Here is a 24,916-nt window from a genome sequence, read left to right as displayed (position 1 = left end):
GATGCGCTGTGGCCAAGGAAATCTTCGTGGCGTTCGGGATCGACGTCGACGCCGTCGGCGGCTGGCTCGGCTCGTACGGCGGTGAGGACTCGCCGGACGACATCTCGCGCGGCATGTTCGCCGGCGAGGTGGGCGTCCCGCGGCTCAACGCGCTGATGAAGAAGTACGACCTGCCGTCGACCTGGTTCTGGCCCGGTCACTCGATCGAGACGTTCCCCGAGCAGTTCGACGAGGTCGTGGCCGCCGGGCACGAGATCGGCGTGCATGGGTACAGCCACGAGAACCCGATCGCGATGAGCCGCGAGCAGGAGTCCACCATCCTCGACTACTGCATCGACCTCATCGAGACGCGCACCGGCCGGCGCCCCACCGGGTACGTCGCGCCGTGGTGGGAGTTCTCGCCGGTCACCAACGAGCTGCTGCTCGAACGCGGCATCAAGTACGACCACTCGCTCATGCACCGCGACTTCGAGCCGTACTACGTCCGGGTCGGGGACACCTGGTCGAAGATCGACTACGGCAAGGACGCCCGCGAGTGGATGAAGCCGCTCGTGCGCGGGCGGGAGACCGACCTCATCGAGATCCCGGCGAGCTGGTACCTCGACGACCTCCCTCCGATGATGTTCATCAAGACCAGCCCGAACAGCCACGGCTTCGTCAACCCGCGCGACATCGAGGAGATGTGGCGCGACCAGTTCGACTGGGTCTACCGCGAGTCGGACTACGCCGTCTTCACCATGACGATCCACCCGGACGTCTCGGGCCGCCCGCAGGTCCTCCTCATGCTGGAGCGCCTCATCGAGCACATCAACAAGCACGAGGGCGTCCGGTGGTCCACGTTCGACGGCATCGCGGACGACTTCAGGGCCCGCCGCCCCCGGGCGTAGCCGTACGGCGAGGGGCGCGACGAGGAAGGAGGGTGCCGGATGTGCGGTGCCTGCGGAGGGCCGCCCGCCGACTGGGCCGGGCCGCTCGTCTCCGGCCTCCGGCGGCGGTCGGCCGTCGCCCGGTTCGTCGGAGCGGTGTGCGCGGGGGTGACCGTCCGGCCCGTCCCGCAGGGCTGGCTGGCCTCCGGCAGCACCGGCGGCGCCCTCGTCGCGCCGACCCTCGACCGGCTGCTGGACGGCGTGGCGCACCGGCTGGCGGCGGCGGGATGGGACGAGCTCGAAGCGTCGCTGCGCGACCACGAGCGCGGGACCGGCCCCGAGGACGACGCCTTTCCCGGCTATCGCCCGCCCGTCGTGCCGCACCCGCCGGCGGCCGTCACGGTGATGAGCGTGCCGCCGGACGGCGGCCTGCATCTGCGGCTCGCCGCGTTCGGGCTCGGGGTCCGCGCGTTCGACCGGCGCGCGGTCGCCCTGGACGCGCCCGAGCGGGTGGCGCCGTTCCGGCTGCTCGCGGCGGACGGGAGGATCCTGGGCGCCGCCGCGGCGTGACCAGGGTGATGATCGCGCGATCCCGCAGGCCCCTCGCCACTCGCCCGCACAACCGATCCGCGATCGGAAGCATCAAAGAGAGCGCCGTACCCAGGGATCGAACAACCGCAGGGCCACCCGGCCACAACCAACGGTTGTCTCCATAGGGTGTCCGCATGGACCTCGACATCCTCCGGACCTTCGTCGCCGCCGCCGACGCGGGGCAGTTCCAGGAGGCCGCCGCCGAGCTGGCGGTCACCCAGCAGGCCGTCTCCAAGCGCATCGCCGCGCTGGAGCGCGACGTCGGCGTGCGGCTGTTCACCCGCACGCCGCGCGGCGCCGAGCTCACCATCGACGGGCAGGCGTTCCTGCCCCACGCCCGGGAGCTGCTGCGCGTCGCCGAGCGCGCGGTCGCGTCCGTGCGCACCGGCCGCCGTCCGCTGCGCGTCGACATGATCGCCTCGCGCAGCGCGGCGTCGGGCCTGATGCGCGCCTTCCACCGCGCGTACCCCGAGATCGACCTCGACGTGGTGATGCTGTTCGACATCGAGAAGGCCGTCGCCGCCATTCGGTCCGGTGCGATCGACGCGTCCTTCCGCGCCGTCGCCATGCCCGGCCGGCCCCTTCCCGAGGACATCGAGTCGGTCCGGGTGCTCGACGAGCCGCTCCAGCTCCTCATCGGCCCCGCCCACGCGCTGGCGTCCGCCCGGTCGGTGACCATCGCTCAGCTCACCGGGCACCGGATCTGGATGCCCGGCCTCGCCCCCGGAACCGAGTGGGCCGCCTACTATGACGACCTCGTCGCCGAGTTCGGCCTCACCATCGAGGCGACCGGCCCCAACTTCGGCTCCGACGCGCTCCTCGACACCATCGCCGACACCCCGGCCCTGGCCACCTTCATGGGCGGGAAGACCCGCCTGGTCTGGCCCGCCGACCACGGCCTGCGCCGCATCCCGGTGACCGACCCCGTGCCCGTCTACCCGCACTCGCTCCTGTGGCACCGCGACAATCCCCACCCCGCGCTGGCCACCCTCCGCGCCCACCTCGCCGCCACGGCGGCCGGCCACGGCGCCGCTGGGACCTGGACGCCGGACTGGGTGATCCCGCGCTGAACGCCGCCGCCTCGGCGGGCCGGACCGGAAGAGCGCGCGGCCACCCGGGATCAGGCGGCCGCGCACTCCGTACGCAGCGGCGGGGCGGGCAGGGGCGGGCGGAAAACCGGCGGCGGGCGGAAAACTCGGACGCCGGTACGGGCGGGCCGCCCCTATGATCCGGCGGAGTACCTGTGATCCGCCGATTTCCCGGAGTGAGGCGAAGAGACGATGTGGCCGCGAGTCGACGGGATGCGCTCCCTTGAGCTGGGCACACCGGGCGCGGTGCGGGGGGAGCTGAACGCTCTCGTCCTGGCCGGGAAGAAGACCGCCACGACCAGCCTGCTGGTCGAGGACTACACCAGGGAGGCCGAGGGGCTGGAGTACCCCGGCGAACGGCTGGCGCTGCTGGACGACGAGGGCCGGTCCGTCGCCGTCATCGAGGTCACCGGCGTGGCGGTGACGCCCTTCGTCGACGTGCCGTGGGAGCACGCCGAGGCCGAGGGCGAAGGCGATGCCTCCCTTGAGGAGTGGCGCGACGTCCACCGCCGCTTCTGGAGCCGCGTCGGCACCCCGGTCGACGATCGCACCCTCGTCGTCTGCCTGGCCTTCCGCGTCGTCGAGACCCGCTGACGGGCGTCCCGGCACGCGGCGGGCCGCTCCCGGTCAGGCAGGAGCGGCCCGTGCGTACGATCAGCGGCCCTGCAGCGACCTGACGTTGTCGCCGAAGGTCCAGCCCTTCGACCCGTCCCAGTTGATGGACCAGGTCATCAGGCCCTTGAGGTTGCCGCCGAAGCTGTTCCAGCTCTGGCTCACCAGCGAGGGCGCCATGTGGCCGCCGCCGGCTCCGGGCTGGGCGGGCAGCCCCGGGACCTGCTTGTCGTACGGAACCCTGATCGTGGTGCCCTGGATGACCAGGCCCTTGTCCAGGCAGGTGGTCTGGGCGGTGAAGCCCTGCACCGTCCCCGCGGAGTAGGAGTCACCGGAGCAGCCGTACATGCTGCCGTTGTAGTACTGCATGTTCAGCCACCACAGGCGGCCGTTGTCGGCGTACTTCTTGATGATCGGCAGGTACGCGCCCCAGATCGAGCCGTAGGTCACGCTGCCGCCGGTGACGTACGCCGTCTCGGGGGCCATGGTCAGGCCGAAGTTCGACGGCATCTGGGCGAGCACGCCGTCGATGATCCGGATGAGGTTGGCCTGCGACGCGGAGAGCTGGTTGATGTTGCCGCTGCCGCTCAGCCCGGTCTCGATGTCGATGTCGATGCCGTCGAAGTTGTACCGCTTGAGGATCGGCACGATGGTCGCGACGAAGCGGTCGGCGACCGTGCTGGAGCTGAGATCGATGCCCGCGGTCGCTCCGCCGATCGACATGAGGATCGTCGCGCCGGCGGCCTTGGCCGCGCACATCTCCGCCGGGGTGGCCACCTTGACCGTGGAGTCCATGCCGTCCTCCCACAGGGCGGTGCCGTCGGAGCGGATGACCGGGAACGCCGCGTTGATCACGTTGTAGCCGTGGGCCTGGATGCGGGAGTCGGTGATCGGGATCCAGCCGAGCGGCGGGTGCACGCCGTTCGAGGCGCCGTCCCAGTTCTCCCAGTATCCCTGCAGGACCTTGCCGGTCGGCCTCGACTTCACCGCGCACGTCACGTCCGACGGCGAGGCCGAGGGGGAGGGCGAGGGGGAGGCCGACGGCGACGGCGACGCGGACGGGGACGGCGACGGCGAGGCCGAGGGAGACGGCGAGGCGGAGGCCGACGGGGAGGGGGAGGGGCCGCCGGGGCCGTCGAAGTTCAGGTCGTCGGCGTAGTAGGTGCCCTGGCCGTACCAGCCGTGCAGGTAGATCACCGCGGTGGTCTGGCCGGCCGCGGTGGTGAAGGGGACGGTGAGCTGCGTGTACGCCGTCGGCGAGGAGGTCCAGGTGGACCCGCCGCCGTTCACGCCCAGGTACACGTAGCTGCCCCGGACCCAGGCGGACAGCGTGTACGCGGTGCTGGGCCGTACGGACACGGTCTGGCTGCACTGGGCGGTGTCGGAGCCGCTCGCCGCGCCGGCGAGCGCCTTGGTGCCGGAGTGGACCGGGGAGCCGACCACCGACCCCAGTCCGCCGGTGCAGGTCCACGGCGAGAGGGTTCCGGTCTCGAAGTCCGGATTCGCGAGCAGGTTGGCCGCGCTGGCCGAGGTCTGGGTGACGAGGGCACCCAGGGCCGCCAGCAGCACTGCCACCGCCAGCGTCAGCAGGCGTGGTGTTCGATTTCGCATGAAGGTCTCCCGAACCAGGAGCGATCGGAGCCTTCGCGCCGATCGAGGGGGGTGAGGGCACGGGTGATGGCGCACCGGCGACGTCGCCGGAGGGCTTCCTCGCCGGCAGGCGCTGGATGGGTACACGGATCCGAGTGGTTACATCGTCGGGACCAACCGGCTCATCTGTCAAGTTTCTTAACTGATAACTCTCTTACCAGCGACAATGCTCGGGGTGTACGGCATCGGGCCGGGTCGGAGGCACGACGCGCCGCGCGCCGCCGGGGCGCGGCCTTCCGGGGGTCCGCAGGACAGTGCAGGTCCGCGGCGCTCCGGACCTCCCCGACGGAGGCTCCGTGATGACGGCGGGCGAGATAAAAGCGGCACCGCCGGGAGGCCGCGATCGGCGACTCCCGGCGGTGCCGGCTGGGACGTGTTCGGTTGTGTCGGCGAGGGTCAGGCGGGGACCGGCTTCCAGTGCCAGGTGCCGCTGGGGTACCGGACGCACTTGTACCGCTTGGTGTGGGCGGCGGCCCGCATGGAGTATCCGTACGTGTTGTGCTGGGCTTGGGCGCAGAAGGCGCCGGGCGAGACGCAGTCCCAGTGCTTCTGGTGCCGGTAGTAGTACTTGCCCGAGGGCTGCCTCTTCGCGCACCAGCCGGCCGAGGCCGTGTGGGAGTGGGCGTCGGTAGCCGCGAAGGCGGCGGCTCCGGGGGTGAGCAGCAGCGTTGCCGCGGTGAGGGCGGCGATGATCGGTTTCCGCACGCCGGTCACATTAGGGGTGTGCGATCACTTTTGTGACACCTTATGGGGCGTGACGGACCTGTCACGTACGGACCGATCGAGGGTGCTGTGAACCCTTGATCGCTCAGGTCCGTCTCAGGTGCATGAGAGGCATCTGGTCTGTGGCCGCGCTCGTGACGCTCGCCGCCTGTGGGACGGCCCCGGCCGTGACCGCTCACCCGGAGAGGTACCAGGCCGACGCGACCGTGCTGTCCGACGCGCGGCACGGTCCCCAGCTCTGCTCTTTCGTCGCGCAATCCATGCCGCCGCAGTGCGGTGGGCCCGACGTCGTCGGGTGGGACTGGAACGCGGTCGAGCACTCCGCTCGCAATGGCGTGCGCTGGGGCGAGTACCACGTGGTCGGCACCTGGGACGGCACGAGGCTGACGCTCACCGAGCCGCCGCGCCCCGCCGAGCGTCCCGACGCCCCGCCGGACCGGTCCGGCCCCACCACTCCCTGCCCGGAGCCCGCGGGCGGCTGGCGGCCGGTCGACCCCGCGAAGGCCACCTCCCGGGCGATGGAGGCCGCGATCGAGAAGGCCCGGACGCTTCCCGGGTACGCGCAGGCCGTGCTGGACCAGAGCTACCTGGAAGAGATCGAGGAGTACCGGCCCGATGACGTGCGATCCGTGGAGCGCTACGCCAACGACCCCAAGCGGCTCGTGCTGAACCTGTGGTTCACCGGCGACGCGTCGGCGCGCGAGCCCGAGATCCGTGAGATCTGGGGCGGTGCGCTGTGCCTGAACAGCGCTCAGCGCAGCGAGGCCGAGCTGAGCGAGATCCAGGAGCGGGTGTTGAAGGAGATGAAGGGGGTGCAGTCGGCCTCGGCGGACGGGCGCACGGGCCAGGTCTCGATCGGCGTCTGGGTGGTCACGCCGGAACTCCAGCGCGAGGTCGACGAGAAGTACGGGGAGGGCGTGGTGGTCCTCGAAGGTTTCCTCGAACCGGTGGGCTCGTAGCCCGCGCCGACCTCGTGTCCCTGTCCGGGGCGGAACGGATACCCGGAGTCGTCTGGGAGAGTCCAGCCGGCACATGGGCGGTCGGCGGCGGCCAGGCGGCGGTGGGACGCCGCGAGCGGCGGGGGACCGGTCCCCGGCTCCGTGCGCGGATCAGGGCGGCGCAACCCCGCAGCGGCTCCGGGAACCCCGAGGTCAGGCGTTCGCGCAGGTCAACCTGGGTGGCGTAACTCTGGCGTAACAGTGCCCGGATAGCGTGACCGGTGGCGGACAGCGGTGTCGGCACCCGGACGGGGGATTCGATGAGCGACGGCTGGGTGTCGTCACAGCCGAGGGCCCAGCGGGCGCGGCGGGTGGCCGACCTGCTGCGGCAGCAGATCACGGCCGGCGCGTTCGGCGACGGGGTGCTGCCCGACGAGCGCACCCTTGGAGATCGGCTCGGCGCCTCGCGCAACGCGGTCCGGGAGGCGCTCGGCCTGCTCCGGGGCGAGGGCCTGATCACCCGGCGGCGCGGGGTGGGCACCACCGTCGTGACGCCGAAGTACGGCCACGGGCTGGACCGGCTGGCGGGACTGGCCGAGGCCCTGACCGGCTACGGAACGGTCACCAACGAGGTCCGCGTCGCCGAGGTCGTCGCCGGCCCGCCCGCGGCGATCGCCGAGCGGTTGAACCTGCCGGCCGGGGCCGCGGCGGTCCACATCGAACGGCTGCGCAGGCTGGACGGGCTGCCGCTGTCACTGGACACGTCGTACCTCACGGCCGATGTGGGGCGGGGCGTCCTGGGCGGCGACCTCGCCGGACGGGACGTCTTCGCACTGATCGAGGAGACGACGGGTCTCCTGCTCGGCCGTGCGGAGGTGGCGGTGCACGCGGTCACCGCCGATCCCGGCACCGCGGCGCTGCTGGAGATCCCGGTCGGCGCGGCGGTGTTCGCGATCGAACGGCTCACCTTCCTGTCCGACGGGCGGCCGGTCGACGTCGAGTCGATCCGCGTCCGCGCCGACCGGTTCACACTGTGCGCGACCGTGCACCGCGGCCGGTCGGCCTCGGATCCGTCCACGTTCCCGCCGACCGGCTGACGTTCTACGTGACCGACCGACCACCGGGGCCGACCCCGGCGGTCGGCCGACCTCCCCACATCCCCGGGGCCGGGCGGTTCGTCCGGCTCGACTCTCGCCTGAAGGTGGCCCATGACTTTCGCCCGCCCGGACACGCCGCGATCCCGCCGTACGGAGGCGTGCTGATGGAGGACCTGTCGCTTCCGCTGCTGGTGCTGCTGGGACTGTTCGGCTTCGCCGGAGGGGTCGGGATCACCGCGCTCGGGCCCGGCGGCGTCCTGCCCACGATCGGGCTGTTCGCCCTGACGGGGCTGTCCCCGGCCGAGGTGGCCGGCACCGCGATCGTCACCCACGTCGCGACGGGCGCGCTCGCCACGGCCGCGTACACCCGCTCCGGGCAGTTGCGCGACCCCGCGACCCGCCGTACGGCGCTGCTGCTGGCCGGCACCGCGGTGGTCGGCACTCCGCTCGGTGTGCTGGTCAACACCATGGTGTCCACGCGGGCGTTCGGGCTGACGCTCGGGCTGCTCCTGGTCCTGGTGGCCGCGCTGGTGTGGATCCGCGAGCGGCGCGGCCCGGCCGCGGGAGCGGTCCCGCCGACCCCGCTGGTGGCCGGGCTCGGCCTCGCGGTGGCCGTCGCCGCCGGTGTCGTCGGGATCGGAGGGCCGATGCTGACCGTGCCCCTGCTGATCGTTCTCGGCGTCCCCGTGCTGGAATCGCTCGCGTCGGCGCAGGTGCAGTCGGTCGTCGTCGCCGCGGTGGGCACCCTCGGCTATCTGGCGCACGACGCCGTCGACTGGCCGCTGGCCGCCCTGGTCGGCGTCCCCGAGCTCGCCGGCGTGCTCATCGGCTGGAAGATCGCGCACGCCCTGCCGGCCCGGGGGCTGAAGTACGGGCTCATCGTCGCGCTGCTCGCCCTGGCCCCTTATCTGGCCCTGCACGGCTGAGGCGACGCTCCCGCCGATGACCGCTCCCCGGGGGAGTGGTCAGAGGCCGAAGGCCTCGGTCACTCGCGTGGTCAGTTCGTCCTCGGTCATCGGGGTGTCGACCTCTACGGCGGGCAGTTCGAGGCGCTTCACATCGCCGGCGAGGCGTTCCGTGAACATCCGATCGCGTTCGAGCAGGTTGTTCAGGGCTCTCTCGGGGTCGCTGGTGAGCCCTGCGATCTGCCACGTCGAACCTCGGTTGGCGAACGCCGCTTCTCGGAAGCCGGGTGTCGGGAGGAGCCAGACGGCGTGCCCCGGCGCCGCGAGGAGAGGCTCGACCAGGTGCGGCAGCAGCCGGAAGCCCTCGACGACGACCCCCGGTCGCCTCGGCAGGCGGAGGAGATCCTCGATGATCAGGTCGAAGCCCTCCCCCCGAAACCAGTGGAAGGTCTCGAGCATGGTTTCCGGAGATCGGTTCACCCATCGCTCGTCCATGTCCATGGCCACGAAGCCGCTGAGGTACGGGCATTCCTCGGGGGTGCTGCGGCCGGCGTGATCCGACATCACATCGTCGGTCGCGTAGAGACGCAGACCGTGCCTGGACGCTATGCGACGGGCGATCGTCGACTTGCCCGCGCCGCTCCCGCCGCCGATCCAGTACACATGCTGGAGCCGGTCCCGCAATGCGGCAACCGATTTCTCCCCATGTCGGTCGTATCGCATCCTTCATCCATCCGAATCGGTACGCGCGTCTGATGCGGGCCGGTGTGTCGGCGAGCCTCCACCGTTCCAGTTGTATGTCGTCCGCGCCGGTGCCGGTATGGCGTGCCCGTCTGACCAGTATTCGTACTGAAACCGATATCGATCGCCTCCGAATATCGCTGTTAGACATCTCCTGATCACATCTGGTTTGCTCCTCCTTTCTGACAGACGAGAAGCGAGGATTCGACATGCGACACTTCGCCGCCCGCCGGCTCGCGGCCGTGTTGCCCGCGGCAGCCTTGTCGATCTCCCTCCTGTCCGGCGGCGCTCTCGGAACGGGCACGGCCCCGGCCGCGACGACGATGCCGGTGCCGGTGCCGGTGCCGGTGGCGCCGGCGGCGGTCGCGGGAGAGGCCAAGGTCAGGAAGGACCTGCGCAAGCTGGAGGCGTCCTTCAAGGGGCGCATCGGCGCGTACGCGCTCGACACGTCCACCGGGAAGACGGTGACGTACCGGGCGGGCGAGCGCTTCCCGCTCCTGTCCACGTTCAAGGCGCCTCTGTGCGCGGCCGTGCTGCACAAGGCGCGCACCGCCAAGCCCGGACTGATGGACACGGTCGTCAAGTGGACGGCGGCCGACATGAAGCCCAACTCGCCGGTCACCGAGAAGCACATCAAGGACGGCCTGACCGTCGCCCAGTTGTGCGAGGCGGCCATGACCCAGAGCGACGGCACCGCGTCCAATCTGCTGCTCAAGCAGATCGGCGGGCCGGCCGGCCTGACGAGGTACTTCCGTACGCTGAACGACCGGACCTCCCGCATGGACCGGTGGCATCCGGGGCTCAATAACTGGGCTCCCGGCGAGAAGCGCGACACCACCACGCCCGCGGCCATCGGCCGCGACCTGCGCGCGCTCACGACCGGGACGGCGCTGCACGCCAAGGACCGGCAGCAGCTCATCACCTGGCTGCTGGCGAACAAGGTCGGCGGTGAGCGCATCCGCGCCGGGTTGCCCACGACCTGGACGATCGGCGACAGGACCGGCACCAACTCCGACGGATTCGGCGGCGGGAACGACATCGCCGTCATCTGGCCCGCGAAGGGCGCCGCTCCCGTCATCATGGCGATCTACACCAACCGCACCCCGGGCCTCGCCACCGACAACAGGACCATCGCCAAGACCGCCGCCATCCTGGCCCGCGGCGTCGGCAAGCTCTGAGCTCACGCCCGGCACCGGGCCGTGCGTGTCGCCTGTTCCGGACCGGTGCGCATGCACCGGACGGAGCGGGCGGGTGGATCCGCTCGGGGGTTCAGGTCACCGGCAGGCCCGGATCTACTGGGCGGACAATACGGGGAGCAAGGTTCCGACTGTACGGCGGGAGAGGGAACCGGACGACAACGTCATCGACTGCTTCTTGCCGGTACCGAGGTCCTTGGCACTGACGGTGACGATGCCGTTCGGGTCGATGTCGAAGGTGACCTCTATCTGCGGCACGCCGCGCGGCACGGGCGGGATGCCGGTCAGCTCCAAGGTGGCCAGTTTCTTGTTGTACGTCGCGATCTCGCGCTCACCCTGGAAGATCTGGATCTGCACCGACGGCTGGTCGTCCTCGGCGGTGGTGAAGAACTCCGACCGCTTCGTGGGGATCGTGGTGTTCCGCTCGATGATCTTGGTGAAGATGCCGTCCTTGGTCTCGATGCCCAGCGACAGTGGGGTCACATCCATCAGCAGGACGTCCATGGTCTCACCCTTGAGCACACCGGCCTGGAGCGCGGCGCCGAGCGCCACGACCTCGTCAGGGTTGACGCCCCTGTACGGCTCCTTGCCGCCGGTCAGCTCCTTGACCAGGTCGGTCACAGCCGGCATACGAGTCGAGCCGCCGACGAGCACCACGTGGGAGATGTCGGAGACCTTGATGCCGGCGTCCTTGATGCCGGCGTCCTTCATGAGCCTATGGAACACGTACTTGCAGCGCTCGAGCAGGTCGGCGGTGATCCGCTGGAACTCGGCGCAGGTCAGCTTCTCCTCAAGGTGCAGCGGGCCCTCGGCCGAGGCGGTGATGTAGGGCAGGCTGACCGTGCTCTCGGTCTGGCTCGACAGCTCGATCTTGGCCTTCTCCGCCGCCTCACGCAGACGGTGGAGGGCCGTCCTGTCCTTGGACAGGTCGACGCTGTGCGCGTTCCTGAAGCGCTTGACGAGTTCGTCGACGACGCCCCGGTCCCAGTCGTCACCACCCAGGTGGGGGTCTCCGGTCGTGGCGCACACCTCGACCACGCCATCGCCGACGAAAAGCAGCGACACGTCGAGGGTGCCACCGCCCAGGTCGAAGACGAGGATGGTCCGCTCTTCCTCCTCCTTGTCCAGGCCGAGGGCCAGCGCGGCGGAGACGGGTGCGGCGATGACCCGCAGCACGTTGAGGCCCGCGATGGCGCCGGCCTCCCTGATGGCCTGCCGCCGCGCCTCATCGAAGTAGGCGGGCACGGTCATCACCACGTCGGTGACCCTCTCGCCAAGGTAGGCCTCGGCGTCCTGCTTGAGCTTCTGCAGGACGAAGGCGCTGATCTGCTGCGGCGTGAACTTCCTGCCGTCGATCTCGACGGTCCAGCCGGTGCCCATCTCTCGCTTGACCGAACGGACCGTCCGCTCGACGTTGGTGACCGCCTGCCGCTCGGCGGCCTCGCCGACCAGGACCTCGCCGTCCTTCGCGAAGGCGACCACGGACGGCGTGCTCCGGGAGCCCTGCGCGTTGGCGACGACGGTGGGTCTGCCACCCTGGAGGATCGCGACGACCGCGTCGGTCGTCCCGAAGTCGATCCCCACTGCCCGGTTCGAGGACGGGCTTCGGGACCGGGCCGTTCGCAGATCACGGGCGATATCGGCGGCGGAGGCGGGTCGCTGATCGGGGAGTTTGGCGAGCAGCGCGCAGACGAGGCGGTCGACGTCGGGACCGATGCCGGGCCGGAGTGTGCTCGGCGGGGCGGGGGTTCTGGTGGCGTGCATGTAGGCCAGGACCCGCAGGTCCGTGGCGGCGAAGACGGGCCGGCCGGTGAGCAGGTGGTACAGGGTGGCGCCGAAGGCGTACAGGTCGGCACGATGGTCGACCCGTCGGCCCTCGAGCTGTTCGGGCGGCATGTACAGCACGGTGCCGATCACCATCCCGGTCGCCGACAGGCCGGCGGTCGCATCATGCAGACGAGCGATGCCGAAGTCGCAGATCTTGATGGTGCCGTCGTCCAGCAGCATGAGGTTGGCCGGTTTGATGTCGCGATGCACGATCCCGGCCGCGTGCGCGGCGGCCAGCGCGTCGGCGATCTGAGCGCCGTAGTCCAGGACACGGTCGACCGGCAGGCCATCGAGGTGGTCGTCGAGAACGGATCTCAGATCGCGGCCCCGCAGGAACTCCAGCACCAGGAACGGGAAAACCGTTTCGATGCCGTCGCGGGTTTCCCGGTGTTCACCCCAGTCGTAGACGGCGGTGATGTTGGGGTGGTTCAGGCGCGCGGCCGCCTTGCCCTCGCGCCGGAAGCGTGCCAGAGCCTCATCGCGCTGCCGGTCGTCGCCCAGCAGGTTGGCCGGCAACAGCTTGATCGCCACCGGCCGCTCCAGCGTCTGGTCGATGGCCCGCCACACCTCGCCCATCCCGCCTCGGCCGAGCAACCGCTCCAGCAGGTAGCGGCCGGCCATCTCAGTACCGGCCTCCACATCCCACCTCCGCACGTCGTGGCCGACTTTCCCGGGCCCCCGCCGGGCCGGTGGCAAAGGGTGACCCACACGCGCGAGGCGTTGACGCCTCGGGACATGAGCGGACCGGCATGCCGATCACCGTAATGCCGGCACCATCGTTGTGAAAGGGAAGCTCGATCACCTGTCACATGGACATCGGCTCGCCAAATCCGCCCGGCCGACGTCGGAGGAGCAGGAACGGCTCCGGCGCCTGCTGTGCGGGTTCGTCGCCGCGCCCTCCTGAGCTCAGGTGCCTCACCCACACGAAGTCGCCGGAGGAGCAGGAACGCGTCATCGAGATCAGGCGTGGCCGCCGACGGTGACCGGACCGATGGTGAGCCGTGGTGTGCCTTCGAGGATCTCCCCGATCCTGTCGACCTGGTCGTCGAGGTCGCGGCGTCGGGCGGCGGTGAGCGCGTCGAGCGGTTCGACGGTGATGCTGATCTGCCGGCCGGAGCGGCGCTGGTGCCACAGGCCCGCGACGACGCCGTCCACGAGGAGGGCCTGGAAGTTGCCGGGCAGGACACGTTCGGCGGCACGGCCCGGATAGAGCGACGCGGGCGGCTGGTTGCCGACGCGGTACGCGTAGCCGTCGAAGTAGGGAAGGAGCCGCACGCCCTGGGGCCGGTCCGCCGGTACATCGAGATCTCCGGCGGCGACCCAGGCGCGTTCGCCTTCGACGTCGACCTCCTGGAGTGCCTCGCCCAGCGAGCCGAACAGCTCCTTGGCCCATGTCACCGGGACGTTCAGCCAGTGCGCGAACCGCTGGGGTGTGGACGGCCCATACGCGTACAGATAGCTCGTCACCAGCCAGGACAGAGCCGTCTCCGCGTCGGCGGGCTCGAAGCCCGGCAGCCACCGCCGCGGATTGGTGTAGGTGACCTTGCGGCCCCTGTTGGGGGCGAAGCACAGGACGCCGCGCATCCCGGTCAGGTGCATGGCCTGACGCCAGCGCGGCCATTTGCCCTGGAACGCCTCCATCACCAGGTCGCCCGCCCAGGAGCCCGTACGCTCGACGACCGCCTCGGTGAGCTCGTCGATCGTCAGCTCGGTGTCGTCCAGCGCTGTGGCGACGGCCGCCACGACCGCCTCGACCTGGTCGGGGGCGAGCCGGATGCCGGGCGGCATGGCCGACGGCGCGGACGGGAGAGCCGACAACGCGCCGACCCACAACGACAGATCCCGGGCCGGTATGAGGTGCACCGTCCCGCGCAGCCCATAGGTCTTGACGAGGCTGCGCTCGTTCCACAGCGCCTCCCGTACGTCCAGGCGGGTGGCGCCGTCGGCGCGCATCGCGATGCCCAGCTCGGCGGCCGACATGACCTGGGCGTGGGTGCTCGCCATCGCGGCCACGATGTCGGCGGGCCGGGCGGTCTTCGAAGGGGTGGTCAGCGCATGCCGGTCCAGGCGTCGGGCACGCACGTCGGACCAGGAGAAACGCGGCAGGTCGTTCATCGGTGGTGGCTCCCCGGCTCGTGGTCAGCGGACTTTGTCGAAGAAGGCGCGCAGGTCGCGGGCGAGGGCCTCCGGCTCGTCCATGGCGACGAAGTGCCCGCCGGGGTTGCTGTCCGGCCAGTGGATGATCGTGTTGTTCCGATCGGCGAGACGGCGGATGGCGGGCGGGCCGCAGTAGACGCCGGTCGGCACCCGGTCCTGTCCCACGGGCCAGCGGAACTCGGTGCTCTCGTACATGAACCACGACGACGAGCCCGAGGTCCCGGTCAGCCAGTACAGCGTCACGTTGGCGAGCAGCAGATCGCGGTCGATGGCCTGGTCCGGTTCGTCGACGTTGATCGCGAACTCCTTGTTCTTCTGCATCATCCACGCGAGCAGCCCGGCGGGGGAGTCGTGCCAGGCGAAAGCGAAGGTCTGCGGTGCGGCACGCAGCAGCCGGTGGTGGTCCACGCCACCGCCCACCCACCGCCGCATCTCCTCGTACTGCGCGCGCTCCTCGGCGTTCATGTCCGGGACGTCCTCGTCGGTCGGGAACCCGATGCCTCCGGTGATGTGCACGCCGACGACGTGCTCGGGGTCGGCCTGGGCGACCGCGGGGGTGATGTACGCGCCCAGGTCACCGCCGTGCGCGCCGTACCGCTCGTAACCCAGGCGGCTCATCAGCTCCGCCCACATCCGCCCCACGTCCGCCGCGCCGAACCCGGTCGTGCGCGGTGCGGCGGAGAATCCGAAACCCGGAACCGACGGCGCCACCACATGGAACGCCTGCGACGGGTCGCCGCCGTGGGCGCGTGGATCGGTCAGCGGGCCGATGAGGTCCGTGAACTCCACGACCGAGTTCGGCCAGCCGTGCGTCAGGATCAGCGGCAGCGCGTCGGGCTCGGGTGACCGGACGTGCAGGAAGTGCACGTCCAGCCCGTCGATCTCGGTGACGAACTGCGGGAACGCGTTGAGCCGCGCTTCCTGTTCCCGCCAGTCGAAGCCGTCGCGCCAATAGCCGGCCATCTCCTTGAGGTAGGCCACCGGGACGCCGCGACTCCAGCCCTCCCCGGGCAGTTGCTCGGGCCAGCGGGTCCGGGTCAGCCGGTCGATCAGGTCGTCCAGGTCACGCTGGGGAACGTCGATGCGGAATGGGCGGATCTCGGTGCTCATGGCGCTCCTCGATTGCGGGCCGACCGCGATCTGCGGCGACGTCGTCGACACTAGAAGCGATCTAGGTCAGTTCATGACCTAGATGTCCCGCATGATGGATGACGTGAGCGACACCCCGGCCCGGCTGCTGAACCTGCTGTCCCTGCTGCAGACACCGCGTGAATGGCCCGGCAGCGAGCTGGCCGAACGGCTGAAGGTGAGCCCGCGCACGATCCGCCGCGACATCGATCGGCTCCGGGATCTCGGTTATCCGGTGGAGGCCACCATGGGCGCCGTGGGCGGCTACCGCCTGGTCGCCGGCACCGCGATGCCGCCGCTCCTGCTGGACGACGAGGAGGCGGTGGCGATCGCGGTCGGCCTGCGTACGGCGGCCGGGCATCCGGTGGACGGCATCGGCGAGGCGTCCGTACGCGCGATGGCCAAGCTGGAGCAGGTGTTGCCGTCCCGCCTGCGCCACCGGGTCAGGGCGCTCAGCGCCGCGACGGTGCCGATGGCGCCGAACCCGGGCCGGTCGAGCGTCGACCCGGAGGATCTGACCGCGCTCGCCGCGGCCGCCGCCGGCCACGAGCGGCTGCGATTCACGTACGAGGCGGCCGACGGCGGCGAGACCCGTCGGCTGGTGGAGCCCTACCACCTCGTTCCCGTCGGCAAGCGCTGGTATCTGGTGGCCTACGACCTCGAACGCGACGGCTGGCGCATCTTCCGGGTCGACCGTGTGCGGGGGCCGCGCCCCACCGGGCAGCCGTACGCGCCGCGCGAGCTCCCGGCCGAGGACGCGACCGAGTTCGTGACCAGCAAGATCTACTCGCTCGTCCCGACCTACAGAGCGGTCGCCACCGTATACGCGCCGGCGGCGCGGGTCGCCGGACGCCTGGGCGACAGGCCGGGCGACGTCGAACCCCTCGACGACCACACCTGCCGGGTGCGCAGCCACACCGACACGCTGCCGTGGCTCGCCCAGTCGTTGATGATGCTCGGACATGAGTTCGAGGTGCACGAACCCCCGGAGCTCATCGACCACCTCGGGGAGCTCAGCGCACGGGCCGCCCGGGGCGCGGGGCGGTCGTAAGAGCCCGCGGCCGGGAAATGGGTTTCAGACCCGTTCCCACACCCACAGGCGCTCGCCGTCCTCGACGAGGTCCGTGGGCCGCAGCCCGACCCGGGCCGCCACCTTCATGGACGCCTCGTGATCCGGACGGATGTGGGCCTGGAGGAGGCCGACCCCCCGGCCGCGCAACCATCCGGCCAGCGCCTCGGCGGCCTCCGAGGCGTATCCGCGCCCTTGCCAGGCGGTCCCGACCACCCACGCGATCTCGGCCCGCGCCCCTCCGCCGGTCACGGTCGCCTGGACGGTGCCCACCGCCCGGCCGTCCGGCCTGAGCCGCAGGATCCAGTTGAGCCAGTCCTGCCGGCCGTCCGGGGAGTGTCCCGCGGCCAGCCTGGCGTACCGGGCCCGCAGGGAGTCCAGGTCCGGCGGCTCGCCTCCGATGAAGGCGTAAAGGCCGTCACCGGCGAGGACGCCCACCATGTCGTCGGCGTCCTCCACCGAGAGAGGCGTCAGCGTGAGCCGGCCGGCCTCGATGTCGTCGGCGGTCATACGGCGGCCGCCCCCGCTGTGCTGGTCCACGTACGGGAGTCTTCCGCGAACCCGGGGCGGCCGGGTAGTCGTGCCGCTCCTCGACGGGCCCGTTCCCGCGGCCGGGAACACCTTCACCGCCCGCGGCCCGGTCCCGGGCGGACGGAGGCCGTGCGGCGACCTTCGCCAATGGATCGAATCAGAAGAATCCAGGGCAAATGTGATCCCAATGTCATAAAGATTCGCCATGGTGGAAGGGTGCGGACGTGGCTCAGTGATCATGTCAGGAACCGGCTGGGTACGTTCGGTCTCATCGTGCCCTCCATCGCGCAGTCTGCCGTGGGCGCTGCGCTGGCCTGGATCGTCGCCGTTCATCTGCTCGGCCACGCCCACCCCCTCTTCGCGCCCATCTCCGTGATGACCTGCGTGGGTCTGGGACACGGGCATCGGCTGCGCAGGGTGGTCGAGCTGGTGGTCGGCGTCAGCCTGGGCGTGGGCATCGGCGACCTGCTGGTGTCCTGGATCGGCTCGGGCCCCTGGCAGATGGCGCTCGTGATCGCGCTGGCGATGGCCGTCGCGGGGCTGCTGACCAGTGGCGAGCTGTTCGTGTCGCAGGTCGGGTCGTCCGCGGTGCTGGTCGCCATGGTGGTGCCGGGCGCGGACGTCGGCGGGCTGGACCGGATGGCCGACGCGCTCACCGGAGGCGTCATCGGCATCGCCGCGGTCGCGCTACTGCCCGCCCACCCGCTCAGCATCGCGGGCAAGCACCTGTCCGGCGTGCTCGACGCCCTCTCCACCGTGCTGGAGCAGGCGGCGGAGGCGATCGAGAAGGGGGACATGGACCTCGCCGCCGAGGCCCTGGAGTGCGGACGCAGGACCCAGACGGCGGTCGAGGAGTTCGGGGCGGCGCTGGAGAACAGCAAGGAGATCATCATGATCTCCCCGCTGCGCTGGCATCACCGGGCCCGGCTGGCCAGGTACCAGACCGCCGCCGTACCGGTGGACCTGGCGCTGCGCAACGCACGGGTGCTGGTCCGCCGCACGCTCGCGGCGCTGGGGGAGGCCAACCCGCCGCCGCCCGCGCTGGCCGAGTCGCTGCGCGAGGTCTCGGAGGCGGCGCTGCTGCTCCAGCTCGAACTGGGCGCGGGACGCGAGCCGATGCTGGCCAGGCAGGCGTTGCTCGCCGTCGCCGCACGGGAGCGGCCCAAGAATCTGGGCTTCTCCGCGAACGTCGCCCTCGCGCAGCTCCGCTCCATCGCCGTCGACCTGCTCCAGGCGACCGGGATGGATCACGACACCGCCTCGGCCGCGCTGACGCCGCTGGACGAGCCGAGCGACGAGAGCGTACGCGGCTGAGGCGCTCATCGTGTCGCGCCGTCTCCCGAGACTCCAGACCATCGTCTGCTGGTGGACCCGCCCGCCGCCGTGCCTGAGTCCGGGCACCAGTCCGGTCGGGCCGTGCCGGGTGAAGCCCACCCGTTCGAAGAACCGTACGGCCCGCGATCCGCGCCGCCGCGCCACCCCCGGCCCGGGGGGCCGGTCAAGCCCCGGCGAACGCCTCGGCGACCGCGACGCTGTCCTCGTACATGCGGTGCCACGGCCGGCGGGTCTTCCGGTACGGCGGCGGCCGGTAGCTTCTGGACGTGCTCACGCGAACCGCCCTGGAGGCCCTCGCCCGGCGGCCGGCGGCGTTCCTGGCGTCCGGCTGGCCGTGGAGGTCCTTGGCGTACCTGCTGTCGAGCACGGTGCCCGGCCTCGTGGTCGCGGTCACGGCGCTGTCGATCTCGCTCGTGGGCCGGGTGCCGCTCATGGTGCCGGCCGGGATCGCCGCCGCCGGTCTGGCGGTGCCGCCGTTGGCGCGGTTCGAGCGGTGGCGGCTGCGGCTGGTCGACTCCACGCCGACGCCTCGCGCGTCCGCCGGACGGCGGAGGGACGCCGCGGTGGCGCTGTTCTCGCTCTTCGTGTTCTGGTGGATCGATCTGCTGGTGGTGGGCGCGACGGTCGGCGGGCCCGTCGTGCTGATCCTCTCGCCGGTGCTCCAGCCGACGGACGGGGCGTGGGCGCTCGCGGCCGCGTTCACGGCCTCCGCGATGGGGCTCCTCCTCCTGCTGGTCGCCCCCTACACCTTCACCGCCTGGGCGGGGGCGCGCGGAGCCCTCGTCAGGACGCTGCTCGCTCCCCGAGAGACCGAGCTGGCCGAGGTCCTGCGCTCACGGGCCCGGCTCGTGGACGCGTTCGAGACGGAACGCCGCAGGATCGAGCGCGATCTGCATGACGGCACCCAGCAGCGGCTCGTCGCGTTGAGCATGCGGCTGGGGCTGGCCAGGCTCGACCTGCCACCGGACTCGCCGCTCGCCGAGCAGCTCGCGCAGGCCCACGAGGAGGCCAAGCTCGCGCTCGTCGAGTTGCGGGAGCTGGTCCGCGGGGTGCATCCGCAGGTGCTCACCGACCGCGGCCTCGCCGCCGCCGTCCGCAACGTGGCGGCGCGTTCGCCGGTCCCGGTGGACGTGGACCTCTCCCTGCCGCGGCGGCCGCCCCAGTCCGTGGAGGTGGCCGCGTACTACGTCGTGTCCGAGGCTCTGGCGAACGTCGCCAAGCACAGCCGGGCGAGCCGGGCCGCCGTCCGCGGCCGGCTGGCCGGCGGCGTGCTGACCATGGAGATCCGCGATGACGGAGTCGGCGGCGCCGACCCGGCTCGCGGCACCGGTCTGACCGGGCTGGCCGACAGGGTGGCCGTCGTCGACGGCAGACTGTCGCTGTCCAGCCCGGCAGGCGGGCCGACGACGATGAGAGTGGAGATCCCGTGCGCGTTGTGATCGCGGAGGACGCCGTCCTGCTCCGCGAGGGCCTGGTCGGCCTGCTCGAACGCTTCGGGCACACGGTCGTCGCCTCCGTCGGTGACGCCGCCTCGCTCGTCGCGGCGGTGGAGGAGCAGCGGCCGGACATCGTCGTCGCCGACGTGCGCATGCCCCCCGGCTTCACCGACGAGGGGCTGCGCGCCGCGTTCGCCCTCCGCGCGGCGCACCCGGGTCTCGCCGTGCTGCTGCTCAGCCAGTACGTCGAGCAGACGTACGCCGCCGAGCTGCTCGGCTCCGCCGGCGGCGCGGGCATCGGCTATCTGCTGAAGGAGCGGATCGGGGACGTCCGCGAATTCGCCGACGCGCTCGTCCGGGTGGCCGAAGGCGGCACGGTCATCGATCCCGAGGTGGTACGGCAACTGCTCGGCTGGCGGCGTGACCCGCTGCGGCGCCTCACTCCGAGAGAGCTGGAGGTGCTCGCCCTGATCGCGGAGGGGCGGTCCAACGGCTCGATAGCCCGGGCTCTCTTCGTCAGCGACGCGGCGGTCGCCAAGCACATCGCGAGCATCTTCGCCAAGCTCGACCTCCCGCCGACCGCCGACGGGCACCGCCGCGTGCTGGCCGTCCTGGCCTACCTCCAGGCCGAGTCGAGGTAGTGCCAGGTCTACCCCGGGGCTCCACCGCACGCCAATGTGCGGCGGGTGCCGCGCCGGTTGGATCGACGGCATGACAACGACCTCGTTCGAATTCCCCGGCCGCTGGGTGGAGGGTGTCGCACTCGTCCTCGGACCGGTCCTGATGCTCGCCGGAGTGCTGCTCCGCGTCGACGTCGACGCCTTCTTCCCCGGACAGCTCGCCGCGTTCGCCGGGAACCCGGGCCGGATGACCGCGTCCTACAGCGCCTTCGCCGCGGGGAACGTCCTGCTGTGGCCCGCGGTCATCGCGCTCGTCCGGCGTGTGTGGCCGGCCCGGCCGCGGTGGGCGTTGTGGGGAGGCGTCATGGTGCTTTCCGGGTTGTTCGCCCGCGTCTTCCACGCCGGGGTCGACCACCTCGCCTTCCAGCTCGTCGACGTCCGGGGCGTGGAGGCGGCGCGTACCGTGATCGCCGACTCCTACGGCGCCTTCCACGTCTTCCACAGCCTGTCGATCGCGATCTTCTTCGGCTGGATCGTGCTGGCCGTGGGAGCGTGGCGTGCGGGCGTCCTCGGGACGGTCAGGTCGATCGCCCTCGCGTCGGTGTCCGCGCTGCCGATCGGCGTCCTCAAGGGCACATGGCCCATGTCGATCGTCGCCACCGCGTGCCTGTGCGTGGCGCTGGTGCCGCTCGGGGTGCGCGTCCTGCGGGACGGGCCGGCGCCCAGGTGGTGGGCCTATCCGCTCACCCTGGTCCTGGGCGCCGTCGCCGTGCTCAGCGGCACGCTCGGCTGAGCCGGAGCGGCTCCGCGCCGCGGGACGTGACAAGCCGCGGGTCGTGACACGACGTGCCCGAGCCCGTACGGCAGGGGCCGGCGCGGTGAAGAACGGAACGCCGCCGTCGGCCCGGCCCCGCCCGCTGACCCCGCCCGCTGACCCCGACCTCTGTGCCTCGCTACCTCTCGTGGCCGAGCACGCGCCGTACGCCCGCCGCCACCCAGATCGTGGCCAGCCCGGCGTACACGCAGAGCAGCGCCGTGGTCGGCGCGGTGAGAACCATCGACACGGCGACGGCCAGGCCGAGAAGGGCCGTCCAGGCGTACAGGACCGTCCGCGCCCGGGCGGAGCCGGTGTGCACGGCCTCCTGGACGGGGGTGACCAGGGCCATGACGCCCACGCCCGCGGTGCCGACCGCGCTCAGGCCGAGCGTCCCTCCCAGCGCGAGCAGCGCCGCGCCCGCGGCCACCAGGCAACAGCACAGCACGGCCACGCGGGCCTCGACGTCCGAGAAGAGCAGCCGGGTCGCCTTCGCACGGGCCAGGCGCAGCGTGGTCCATGCCTCGGCGACCCACGCCGCCCAGTGCAGCACCGCGACGAGGATGAAGAACACGACAAGGGGCGGCGCGGCGGGCAGCAGGAACACGAGCCGCCGCCCGCCGCGGAACACGCCGCGCAGCCGCGCGAGCCTCCGGTAAAGAGGATTGCGGTCCTTCAGCGCGGCCACGAGGAGGTCCCTGGCCTCGTCGAAGCCGGGGGCGAGACGGAGCACCTCGCGGAAGGCGTCCGCCGCTCGCCGGGGATCACCGAAGGCCAGCGCCGCACGGCCGTACGCCAGGTGCGCGGTGGGGCTCTCCGGGTCCAGCCGCACGGCGTGCGCGGCCGCGGCTGTGGCCTGCTCCTCGTCTCCCATCTTGGTGAGGGCCAGCGCCAGCAGGCTCACCAGATCGGAGTCCTGCGGATCCAGGGCCAGCCCGCGGCGCGCCGCCTCGGCGGTCTGGGGCCACTCGCCCTTCCCGAGGTGCGCCCGGGCCAGCAGCTCCCAGGCCGGCGCGTACTCGGGCTCGAGGGCCAGGGACACGTTGATCGCGGCCATCGCCTCGTCGGGCCGGCCGGCGTGTTGGTACACCTGTCCGGCCATGTAGTGGGTGAGCCACTGGTCGGGCGCCAGCCGTACCGCCTCGTGCGCTTCCGCGACGCCTTCGGCCACGTCGCCCTGCTGGACCAGGGCGAGAGCCAGGAAGGAATGCGCGGTGACGTGCTGCGGCTCCTGGGCGAGCACGCCGCGCAGCTCCCGCTCGGCGTCGGCCGGACGCCGCATCTCCAGGAGCATGCGCGCCCGCTGCACCGAGTCGGAGACGGCTACCACTTGGCCTTGACCCAGGGCAGCAGCTCGTCCCAGGCGCCGGAGTCGTTGGCGTGCATCACGTAGTTGCGCGCGGTGGCCATCCACTCGCGCACGGCGGTCGGCCGCACGGTCTGAGCGGCGGCCAGCAGGTCGGGCGTCGACAGCGGGAGGGGACGACCGGCGCTGATCGACTGCTGGAGCTTGGCCTCCACCGCCCGGTCCACCACGCCCTTCAGGTCCGCGCCGACGAAATGCTCGGTCACCCGCGCCACCGCGTCGAAGTCCATCTCGGCCAGAGGCTTGTCCCGGCACAGGATGCGCAGGATGGCCGCGCGCGCCGCGGCGTCGGGCGGCGGCACGAGCACCGGCTGGTCGAACCGGCCGGGACGGCGGAACGCCGCGTCCACGTACCACGGGGCGTTCGTGGCGGCCAGCACCAGGACGCCCTCGTTGGCCTTCTGGTCCACGCCGTCCAGCTCGGCCAGGAACTGGTTGACGAGCTGCCGCGTGTGCGCCTGGCGCATGTCGGAGCGGCGGGCCGCCAGCGCGTCGACCTCGTCGAAGAACAGCACGCACGGCCGGTTGCGGCGGGCCAGATCGAAGGTGGCGCGCAGGTTGCGCTCGCTCGACCCGATGTACATGTCGAGGATGTCGGCCAGTCCCACGTTGACGAAGGCGGCGCCCAGCTCGCCGGCGGCGGCCCTGGCCAGGTGGGTCTTCCCCGCTCCCGGAGGCCCGTACAGCAGCACCCCGCCGCCGGCGCGCTTGCCGTACGCGGCGAACAGCTCCGGCTGCTGGATCGGCAGCAGCAGCTTGATGCGCAGGGCCTCCTTGACCGCCTCCATGCCCGCCACATCGGCGAAGGACAGGCCGGAGCGCTCGACCTCGGCGCTCTCCGTCGGCGTGGGGCCCGCCGCCGGGTACGCCGGTGCGGGGGCGGGCGGCGGATACAGCGGGTGGGCCGGTGCGGAGCCCGCTGCGACGTTCGCCGGAGCGGGAGCGGGAGCGGGCGCCGGGTGGTGGGCCGGTGCGGATCCTGGCGCCGGATACGCCGGATACGCGGGGGTGGGCGCGGGCGCCGGGTACGGCGACGCGGGCGCGGGAGGGACCGACAGGCGGGCGGCGAGATCGGGGTCGCCCACGGACGGATCACGGGACACGGCCTCGTGGTAGCGGTGGGCCGCCCGCGCCGCGTCCCCTTCGGCCAGCAGCGCCCGAGCCGCCAGCACGCCCAGCTTGGGTGGGTAGCCGGGTGAGGCCAGCAGCGGTTCGAGCGCCGCCAGCGCGGCGCCGTGGGCGCTCTGCCGGACGAACGCCTCCGCCAGACCCGCCGTGATGTCCGCGTTCTTGGGGGCGAGCACGAGAGCGGCCCGATATTCGGCCTCGGCCTCGGCGAGGTACCCCCGGGCCAGGAGCTGTCCGGCGAGGTGTTGCCGCAGGGGGAGATTCTCCGGAGAAAGACGCGCCGCTTCGCGGAGCGCCTGTAGGCCAGCATCGTCGAGCACGTGCCGTTCCCTTCTGTCACAGGTTTCGGTCGGCCACGAACTATGCAAGATATCGAAATCGGCCTACATGCACCGGTACGGCTCCGCCGCCGGCCCCCATCACCGCTCCGCCGTCCGACGGGAGTGCCGGGCCTGCACCGGCGGCGACCGGAGGCGGAGATCGCCGAGTGTTGAAAACAAATCTCCAATCTGGTTTTATGGATGCATGGCCGGGAGGTGCCCGACCGATTCCCTCTTCGAGGAGCGACGATGAAGCTCACCCAGGCCGCCGCGGCGACGTTCGGGCTCGACGACGACTCGTGGAAGCGGCACGCCAACGCGTGGAGCGTGTGGACCCGGATGGCCGGGCTGGCGCCGATCCTGCTGCCGATCTACTTCCGCGACGTCTTCGGCTGGTGGGCGCTGGTCCCGATCGCGGCGGGCGTGATCTGGATGTGGATCAACCCCCACGCGTTCAAACCGGTCCACGAGCCGCGCAGTTGGGCGGAGAAGGGCATCTACGGCGAGAAGATGTACGCCGCCGACCGTTCACTGGCGGCAGAGGCACACCGGCCCGCGGTTCGGTGGCTGATCGCCATGGCCGCCGTCGGCGCCCTGATCATGGTGTACGGCCTGGTCCGCGTCGAGGCCTGGCCCGCCGTCTTCGGATGGGCACTCGTCTTCATCTCCCAGTTGTGGCAGATCGACCGCTTCGTCGCCATCTACGAAGAGGGCCTGCGACGGGCGCTCGGCCACGTCCGCACGGAACAGTGAAAACATATGAACAAAGCGTTCGCTT

General features: G+C 71.6%; 22 protein-coding genes and 2 pseudogenes. 14 read left to right on the top strand and 10 right to left on the bottom strand.

From position 1 onward, the window contains the following. Window positions 1-8: 8 nt before the first annotated feature. The 4 genes from AWQ70_RS27980 to AWQ70_RS27965 all read left to right on the top strand — a co-directional run bounded on the left by AWQ70_RS27980 (window position 9) and on the right by AWQ70_RS27965 (window position 3,139). Window positions 9-887: a polysaccharide deacetylase family protein gene (locus AWQ70_RS27980; RefSeq protein WP_067182187.1), complete on the top strand. Its 879-nt coding sequence runs from the start codon at window positions 9-11 to the stop codon at window positions 885-887. 39 nt (window positions 888-926) lie between these two features. Further along, window positions 927-1,436 (top strand): hypothetical protein, encoded by a 510-nt coding sequence (locus AWQ70_RS27975; protein WP_067182185.1) that lies wholly within the window; start codon window positions 927-929, stop codon window positions 1,434-1,436. 155 nt (window positions 1,437-1,591) lie between these two features. Beyond that, on the top strand, window positions 1,592-2,527 hold the full coding sequence (locus tag AWQ70_RS27970) for a LysR family transcriptional regulator (protein WP_067182182.1): 936 nt from the start codon (window positions 1,592-1,594) through the stop codon (window positions 2,525-2,527). A 210-nt stretch (window positions 2,528-2,737) separates the two neighbouring features. After that, window positions 2,738-3,139: an ASCH domain-containing protein gene (locus AWQ70_RS27965; RefSeq protein ID WP_067182179.1), complete on the top strand. Its 402-nt coding sequence runs from the start codon at window positions 2,738-2,740 to the stop codon at window positions 3,137-3,139. 60 nt (window positions 3,140-3,199) lie between these two features. Here AWQ70_RS27965 and AWQ70_RS27960 read toward each other — a convergent pair whose 3' ends face one another. Both AWQ70_RS27960 and AWQ70_RS27955 read right to left on the bottom strand, forming a co-directional pair. Continuing rightward, window positions 3,200-4,768 (bottom strand): glycosyl hydrolase family 18 protein, encoded by a 1,569-nt coding sequence (locus AWQ70_RS27960; RefSeq protein WP_067182177.1) that lies wholly within the window; start codon window positions 4,766-4,768, stop codon window positions 3,200-3,202. Between the two features lie 435 nt (window positions 4,769-5,203). After that, window positions 5,204-5,512, bottom strand: a complete 309-nt coding sequence (locus AWQ70_RS27955) for a hypothetical protein (protein WP_157530498.1) — start codon at window positions 5,510-5,512, stop codon at window positions 5,204-5,206. A gap of 122 nt (window positions 5,513-5,634) precedes the next feature. Between AWQ70_RS27955 and AWQ70_RS27950 the strand changes: the two genes are divergently transcribed. From AWQ70_RS27950 to AWQ70_RS27940, 3 genes are all read left to right on the top strand, one after another. Beyond that, window positions 5,635-6,489, top strand: a complete 855-nt coding sequence (locus AWQ70_RS27950; protein ID WP_157530496.1) for a hypothetical protein — start codon at window positions 5,635-5,637, stop codon at window positions 6,487-6,489. A gap of 299 nt (window positions 6,490-6,788) precedes the next feature. Further along, window positions 6,789-7,565 (top strand): GntR family transcriptional regulator, encoded by a 777-nt coding sequence (locus AWQ70_RS27945; protein WP_067182277.1) that lies wholly within the window; start codon window positions 6,789-6,791, stop codon window positions 7,563-7,565. A gap of 104 nt (window positions 7,566-7,669) precedes the next feature. After that, entirely contained in the window at window positions 7,670-8,491 is an 822-nt protein-coding gene (locus AWQ70_RS27940) for a sulfite exporter TauE/SafE family protein (RefSeq protein WP_218004685.1), read from the top strand. A gap of 39 nt (window positions 8,492-8,530) precedes the next feature. On the opposite strand, the gene AWQ70_RS27935 is transcribed toward AWQ70_RS27940, so the two are convergent. Then, the gene (locus AWQ70_RS27935; RefSeq protein WP_067182169.1) at window positions 8,531-9,193 is read right to left on the bottom strand and encodes a hypothetical protein; all 663 of its coding nucleotides are present in this window, start codon (window positions 9,191-9,193) and stop codon (window positions 8,531-8,533) included. A 227-nt stretch (window positions 9,194-9,420) separates the two neighbouring features. Here AWQ70_RS27935 and bla point away from each other — a divergent pair, with 227 nt between their 5' ends. Next, on the top strand, window positions 9,421-10,389 hold the full coding sequence (gene bla / locus AWQ70_RS27930) for a class A beta-lactamase (RefSeq protein ID WP_084517891.1): 969 nt from the start codon (window positions 9,421-9,423) through the stop codon (window positions 10,387-10,389). Between the two features lie 165 nt (window positions 10,390-10,554). Here the strand turns inward: bla and dnaK are convergent. The 4 genes and pseudogenes from dnaK to AWQ70_RS27915 form a co-directional block, all read right to left on the bottom strand. Continuing rightward, window positions 10,555-12,033: pseudogene (gene dnaK / locus AWQ70_RS38080) on the bottom strand (molecular chaperone DnaK); the annotation flags it as partial. A gap of 36 nt (window positions 12,034-12,069) precedes the next feature. Then, window positions 12,070-12,855: pseudogene (locus AWQ70_RS41560) on the bottom strand (serine/threonine-protein kinase); the annotation flags it as partial. 339 nt (window positions 12,856-13,194) lie between these two features. Beyond that, window positions 13,195-14,349, bottom strand: a complete 1,155-nt coding sequence (locus AWQ70_RS27920; protein ID WP_067182166.1) for a winged helix DNA-binding domain-containing protein — start codon at window positions 14,347-14,349, stop codon at window positions 13,195-13,197. A 24-nt stretch (window positions 14,350-14,373) separates the two neighbouring features. Then, window positions 14,374-15,501, bottom strand: coding sequence for an epoxide hydrolase family protein (locus AWQ70_RS27915; RefSeq protein ID WP_067182164.1), 1,128 nt, complete (start codon window positions 15,499-15,501; stop codon window positions 14,374-14,376). Window positions 15,502-15,604: 103 nt separating this feature from the next. On the opposite strand from AWQ70_RS27915, the gene AWQ70_RS27910 reads away from it, so the two are divergent. After that, window positions 15,605-16,570 carry a helix-turn-helix transcriptional regulator gene (locus tag AWQ70_RS27910; RefSeq protein ID WP_084517898.1) on the top strand — a complete coding sequence of 322 codons (966 nt, stop codon included), beginning with the start codon at window positions 15,605-15,607 and terminating at the stop codon, window positions 16,568-16,570. Window positions 16,571-16,594: 24 nt separating this feature from the next. Here the strand turns inward: AWQ70_RS27910 and AWQ70_RS27905 are convergent, their stop codons facing one another. Beyond that, window positions 16,595-17,128 (bottom strand): GNAT family N-acetyltransferase, encoded by a 534-nt coding sequence (locus AWQ70_RS27905; protein ID WP_245647181.1) that lies wholly within the window; start codon window positions 17,126-17,128, stop codon window positions 16,595-16,597. A 264-nt stretch (window positions 17,129-17,392) separates the two neighbouring features. Here AWQ70_RS27905 and AWQ70_RS27900 point away from each other — a divergent pair, with 264 nt between their 5' ends. From AWQ70_RS27900 to AWQ70_RS27885, 4 genes are all read left to right on the top strand, one after another. Then, on the top strand, window positions 17,393-18,433 hold the full coding sequence (locus tag AWQ70_RS27900; RefSeq protein WP_245647180.1) for an FUSC family protein: 1,041 nt from the start codon (window positions 17,393-17,395) through the stop codon (window positions 18,431-18,433). Window positions 18,434-18,720: 287 nt separating this feature from the next. Next, window positions 18,721-19,893, top strand: coding sequence for a sensor histidine kinase (locus AWQ70_RS27895; protein WP_067182159.1), 1,173 nt, complete (start codon window positions 18,721-18,723; stop codon window positions 19,891-19,893). Further along, window positions 19,881-20,531 (top strand): response regulator transcription factor, encoded by a 651-nt coding sequence (locus tag AWQ70_RS27890; RefSeq protein ID WP_157530492.1) that lies wholly within the window; start codon window positions 19,881-19,883, stop codon window positions 20,529-20,531. Before AWQ70_RS27895 ends, AWQ70_RS27890 begins: the two co-directional genes overlap by 13 nt. A 70-nt stretch (window positions 20,532-20,601) precedes the next feature. Continuing rightward, window positions 20,602-21,303 (top strand): hypothetical protein, encoded by a 702-nt coding sequence (locus tag AWQ70_RS27885; RefSeq protein ID WP_067182153.1) that lies wholly within the window; start codon window positions 20,602-20,604, stop codon window positions 21,301-21,303. Window positions 21,304-21,463: 160 nt separating this feature from the next. Here AWQ70_RS27885 and AWQ70_RS27880 read toward each other — a convergent pair whose 3' ends face one another. Further along, on the bottom strand, window positions 21,464-22,654 hold the full coding sequence (locus tag AWQ70_RS27880; RefSeq protein WP_067182151.1) for a tetratricopeptide repeat protein: 1,191 nt from the start codon (window positions 22,652-22,654) through the stop codon (window positions 21,464-21,466). Next, a complete protein-coding gene (locus tag AWQ70_RS40010; RefSeq protein ID WP_084517888.1) occupies window positions 22,648-24,138 on the bottom strand; it encodes an ATP-binding protein in 1,491 nt (496 codons plus the stop codon). Before AWQ70_RS40010 ends, AWQ70_RS27880 begins: the two co-directional genes overlap by 7 nt. A gap of 249 nt (window positions 24,139-24,387) precedes the next feature. On the opposite strand from AWQ70_RS40010, the gene AWQ70_RS27870 reads away from it, so the two are divergent. Then, on the top strand, window positions 24,388-24,891 hold the full coding sequence (locus AWQ70_RS27870; RefSeq protein WP_067182148.1) for a DUF6653 family protein: 504 nt from the start codon (window positions 24,388-24,390) through the stop codon (window positions 24,889-24,891). Window positions 24,892-24,916: the final 25 nt, after the last annotated feature.

Source organism: Microtetraspora niveoalba (assembly GCF_001570405.1).
In the GTDB taxonomy this organism is placed as follows: domain Bacteria; phylum Actinomycetota; class Actinomycetes; order Streptosporangiales; family Streptosporangiaceae; genus Microtetraspora; species Microtetraspora niveoalba.
This window is presented reverse-complemented; position numbering and strand designations above follow the sequence as displayed.

Bases quoted from the DNA above. Each gene is read 5' to 3' on its own strand.
- AWQ70_RS27970 (WP_067182182.1), top strand. From the start codon at position 1,592: ATGGACCTCGACATCCTCCGGACCTTCGTCGCCGCCGCCGACGCGGGG.
- AWQ70_RS27960 (WP_067182177.1), bottom strand. From the start codon at position 4,768: ATGCGAAATCGAACACCACGCCTGCTGACGCTGGCGGTGGCAGTGCTG.
- bla (WP_084517891.1), top strand. From the start codon at position 9,421: ATGCGACACTTCGCCGCCCGCCGGCTCGCGGCCGTGTTGCCCGCGGCA.
- AWQ70_RS27965 (WP_067182179.1), top strand. From the start codon at position 2,738: ATGTGGCCGCGAGTCGACGGGATGCGCTCCCTTGAGCTGGGCACACCG.
- AWQ70_RS27915 (WP_067182164.1), bottom strand. From the start codon at position 15,501: ATGAGCACCGAGATCCGCCCATTCCGCATCGACGTTCCCCAGCGTGAC.
- AWQ70_RS27950 (WP_157530496.1), top strand. From the start codon at position 5,635: ATGAGAGGCATCTGGTCTGTGGCCGCGCTCGTGACGCTCGCCGCCTGT.
- AWQ70_RS27920 (WP_067182166.1), bottom strand. From the start codon at position 14,349: ATGAACGACCTGCCGCGTTTCTCCTGGTCCGACGTGCGTGCCCGACGC.
- AWQ70_RS27935 (WP_067182169.1), bottom strand. From the start codon at position 9,193: ATGCGATACGACCGACATGGGGAGAAATCGGTTGCCGCATTGCGGGAC.
- AWQ70_RS27885 (WP_067182153.1), top strand. From the start codon at position 20,602: ATGACAACGACCTCGTTCGAATTCCCCGGCCGCTGGGTGGAGGGTGTC.
- AWQ70_RS27870 (WP_067182148.1), top strand. From the start codon at position 24,388: ATGAAGCTCACCCAGGCCGCCGCGGCGACGTTCGGGCTCGACGACGAC.
- AWQ70_RS27975 (WP_067182185.1), top strand. From the start codon at position 927: ATGTGCGGTGCCTGCGGAGGGCCGCCCGCCGACTGGGCCGGGCCGCTC.
- AWQ70_RS27945 (WP_067182277.1), top strand. From the start codon at position 6,789: ATGAGCGACGGCTGGGTGTCGTCACAGCCGAGGGCCCAGCGGGCGCGG.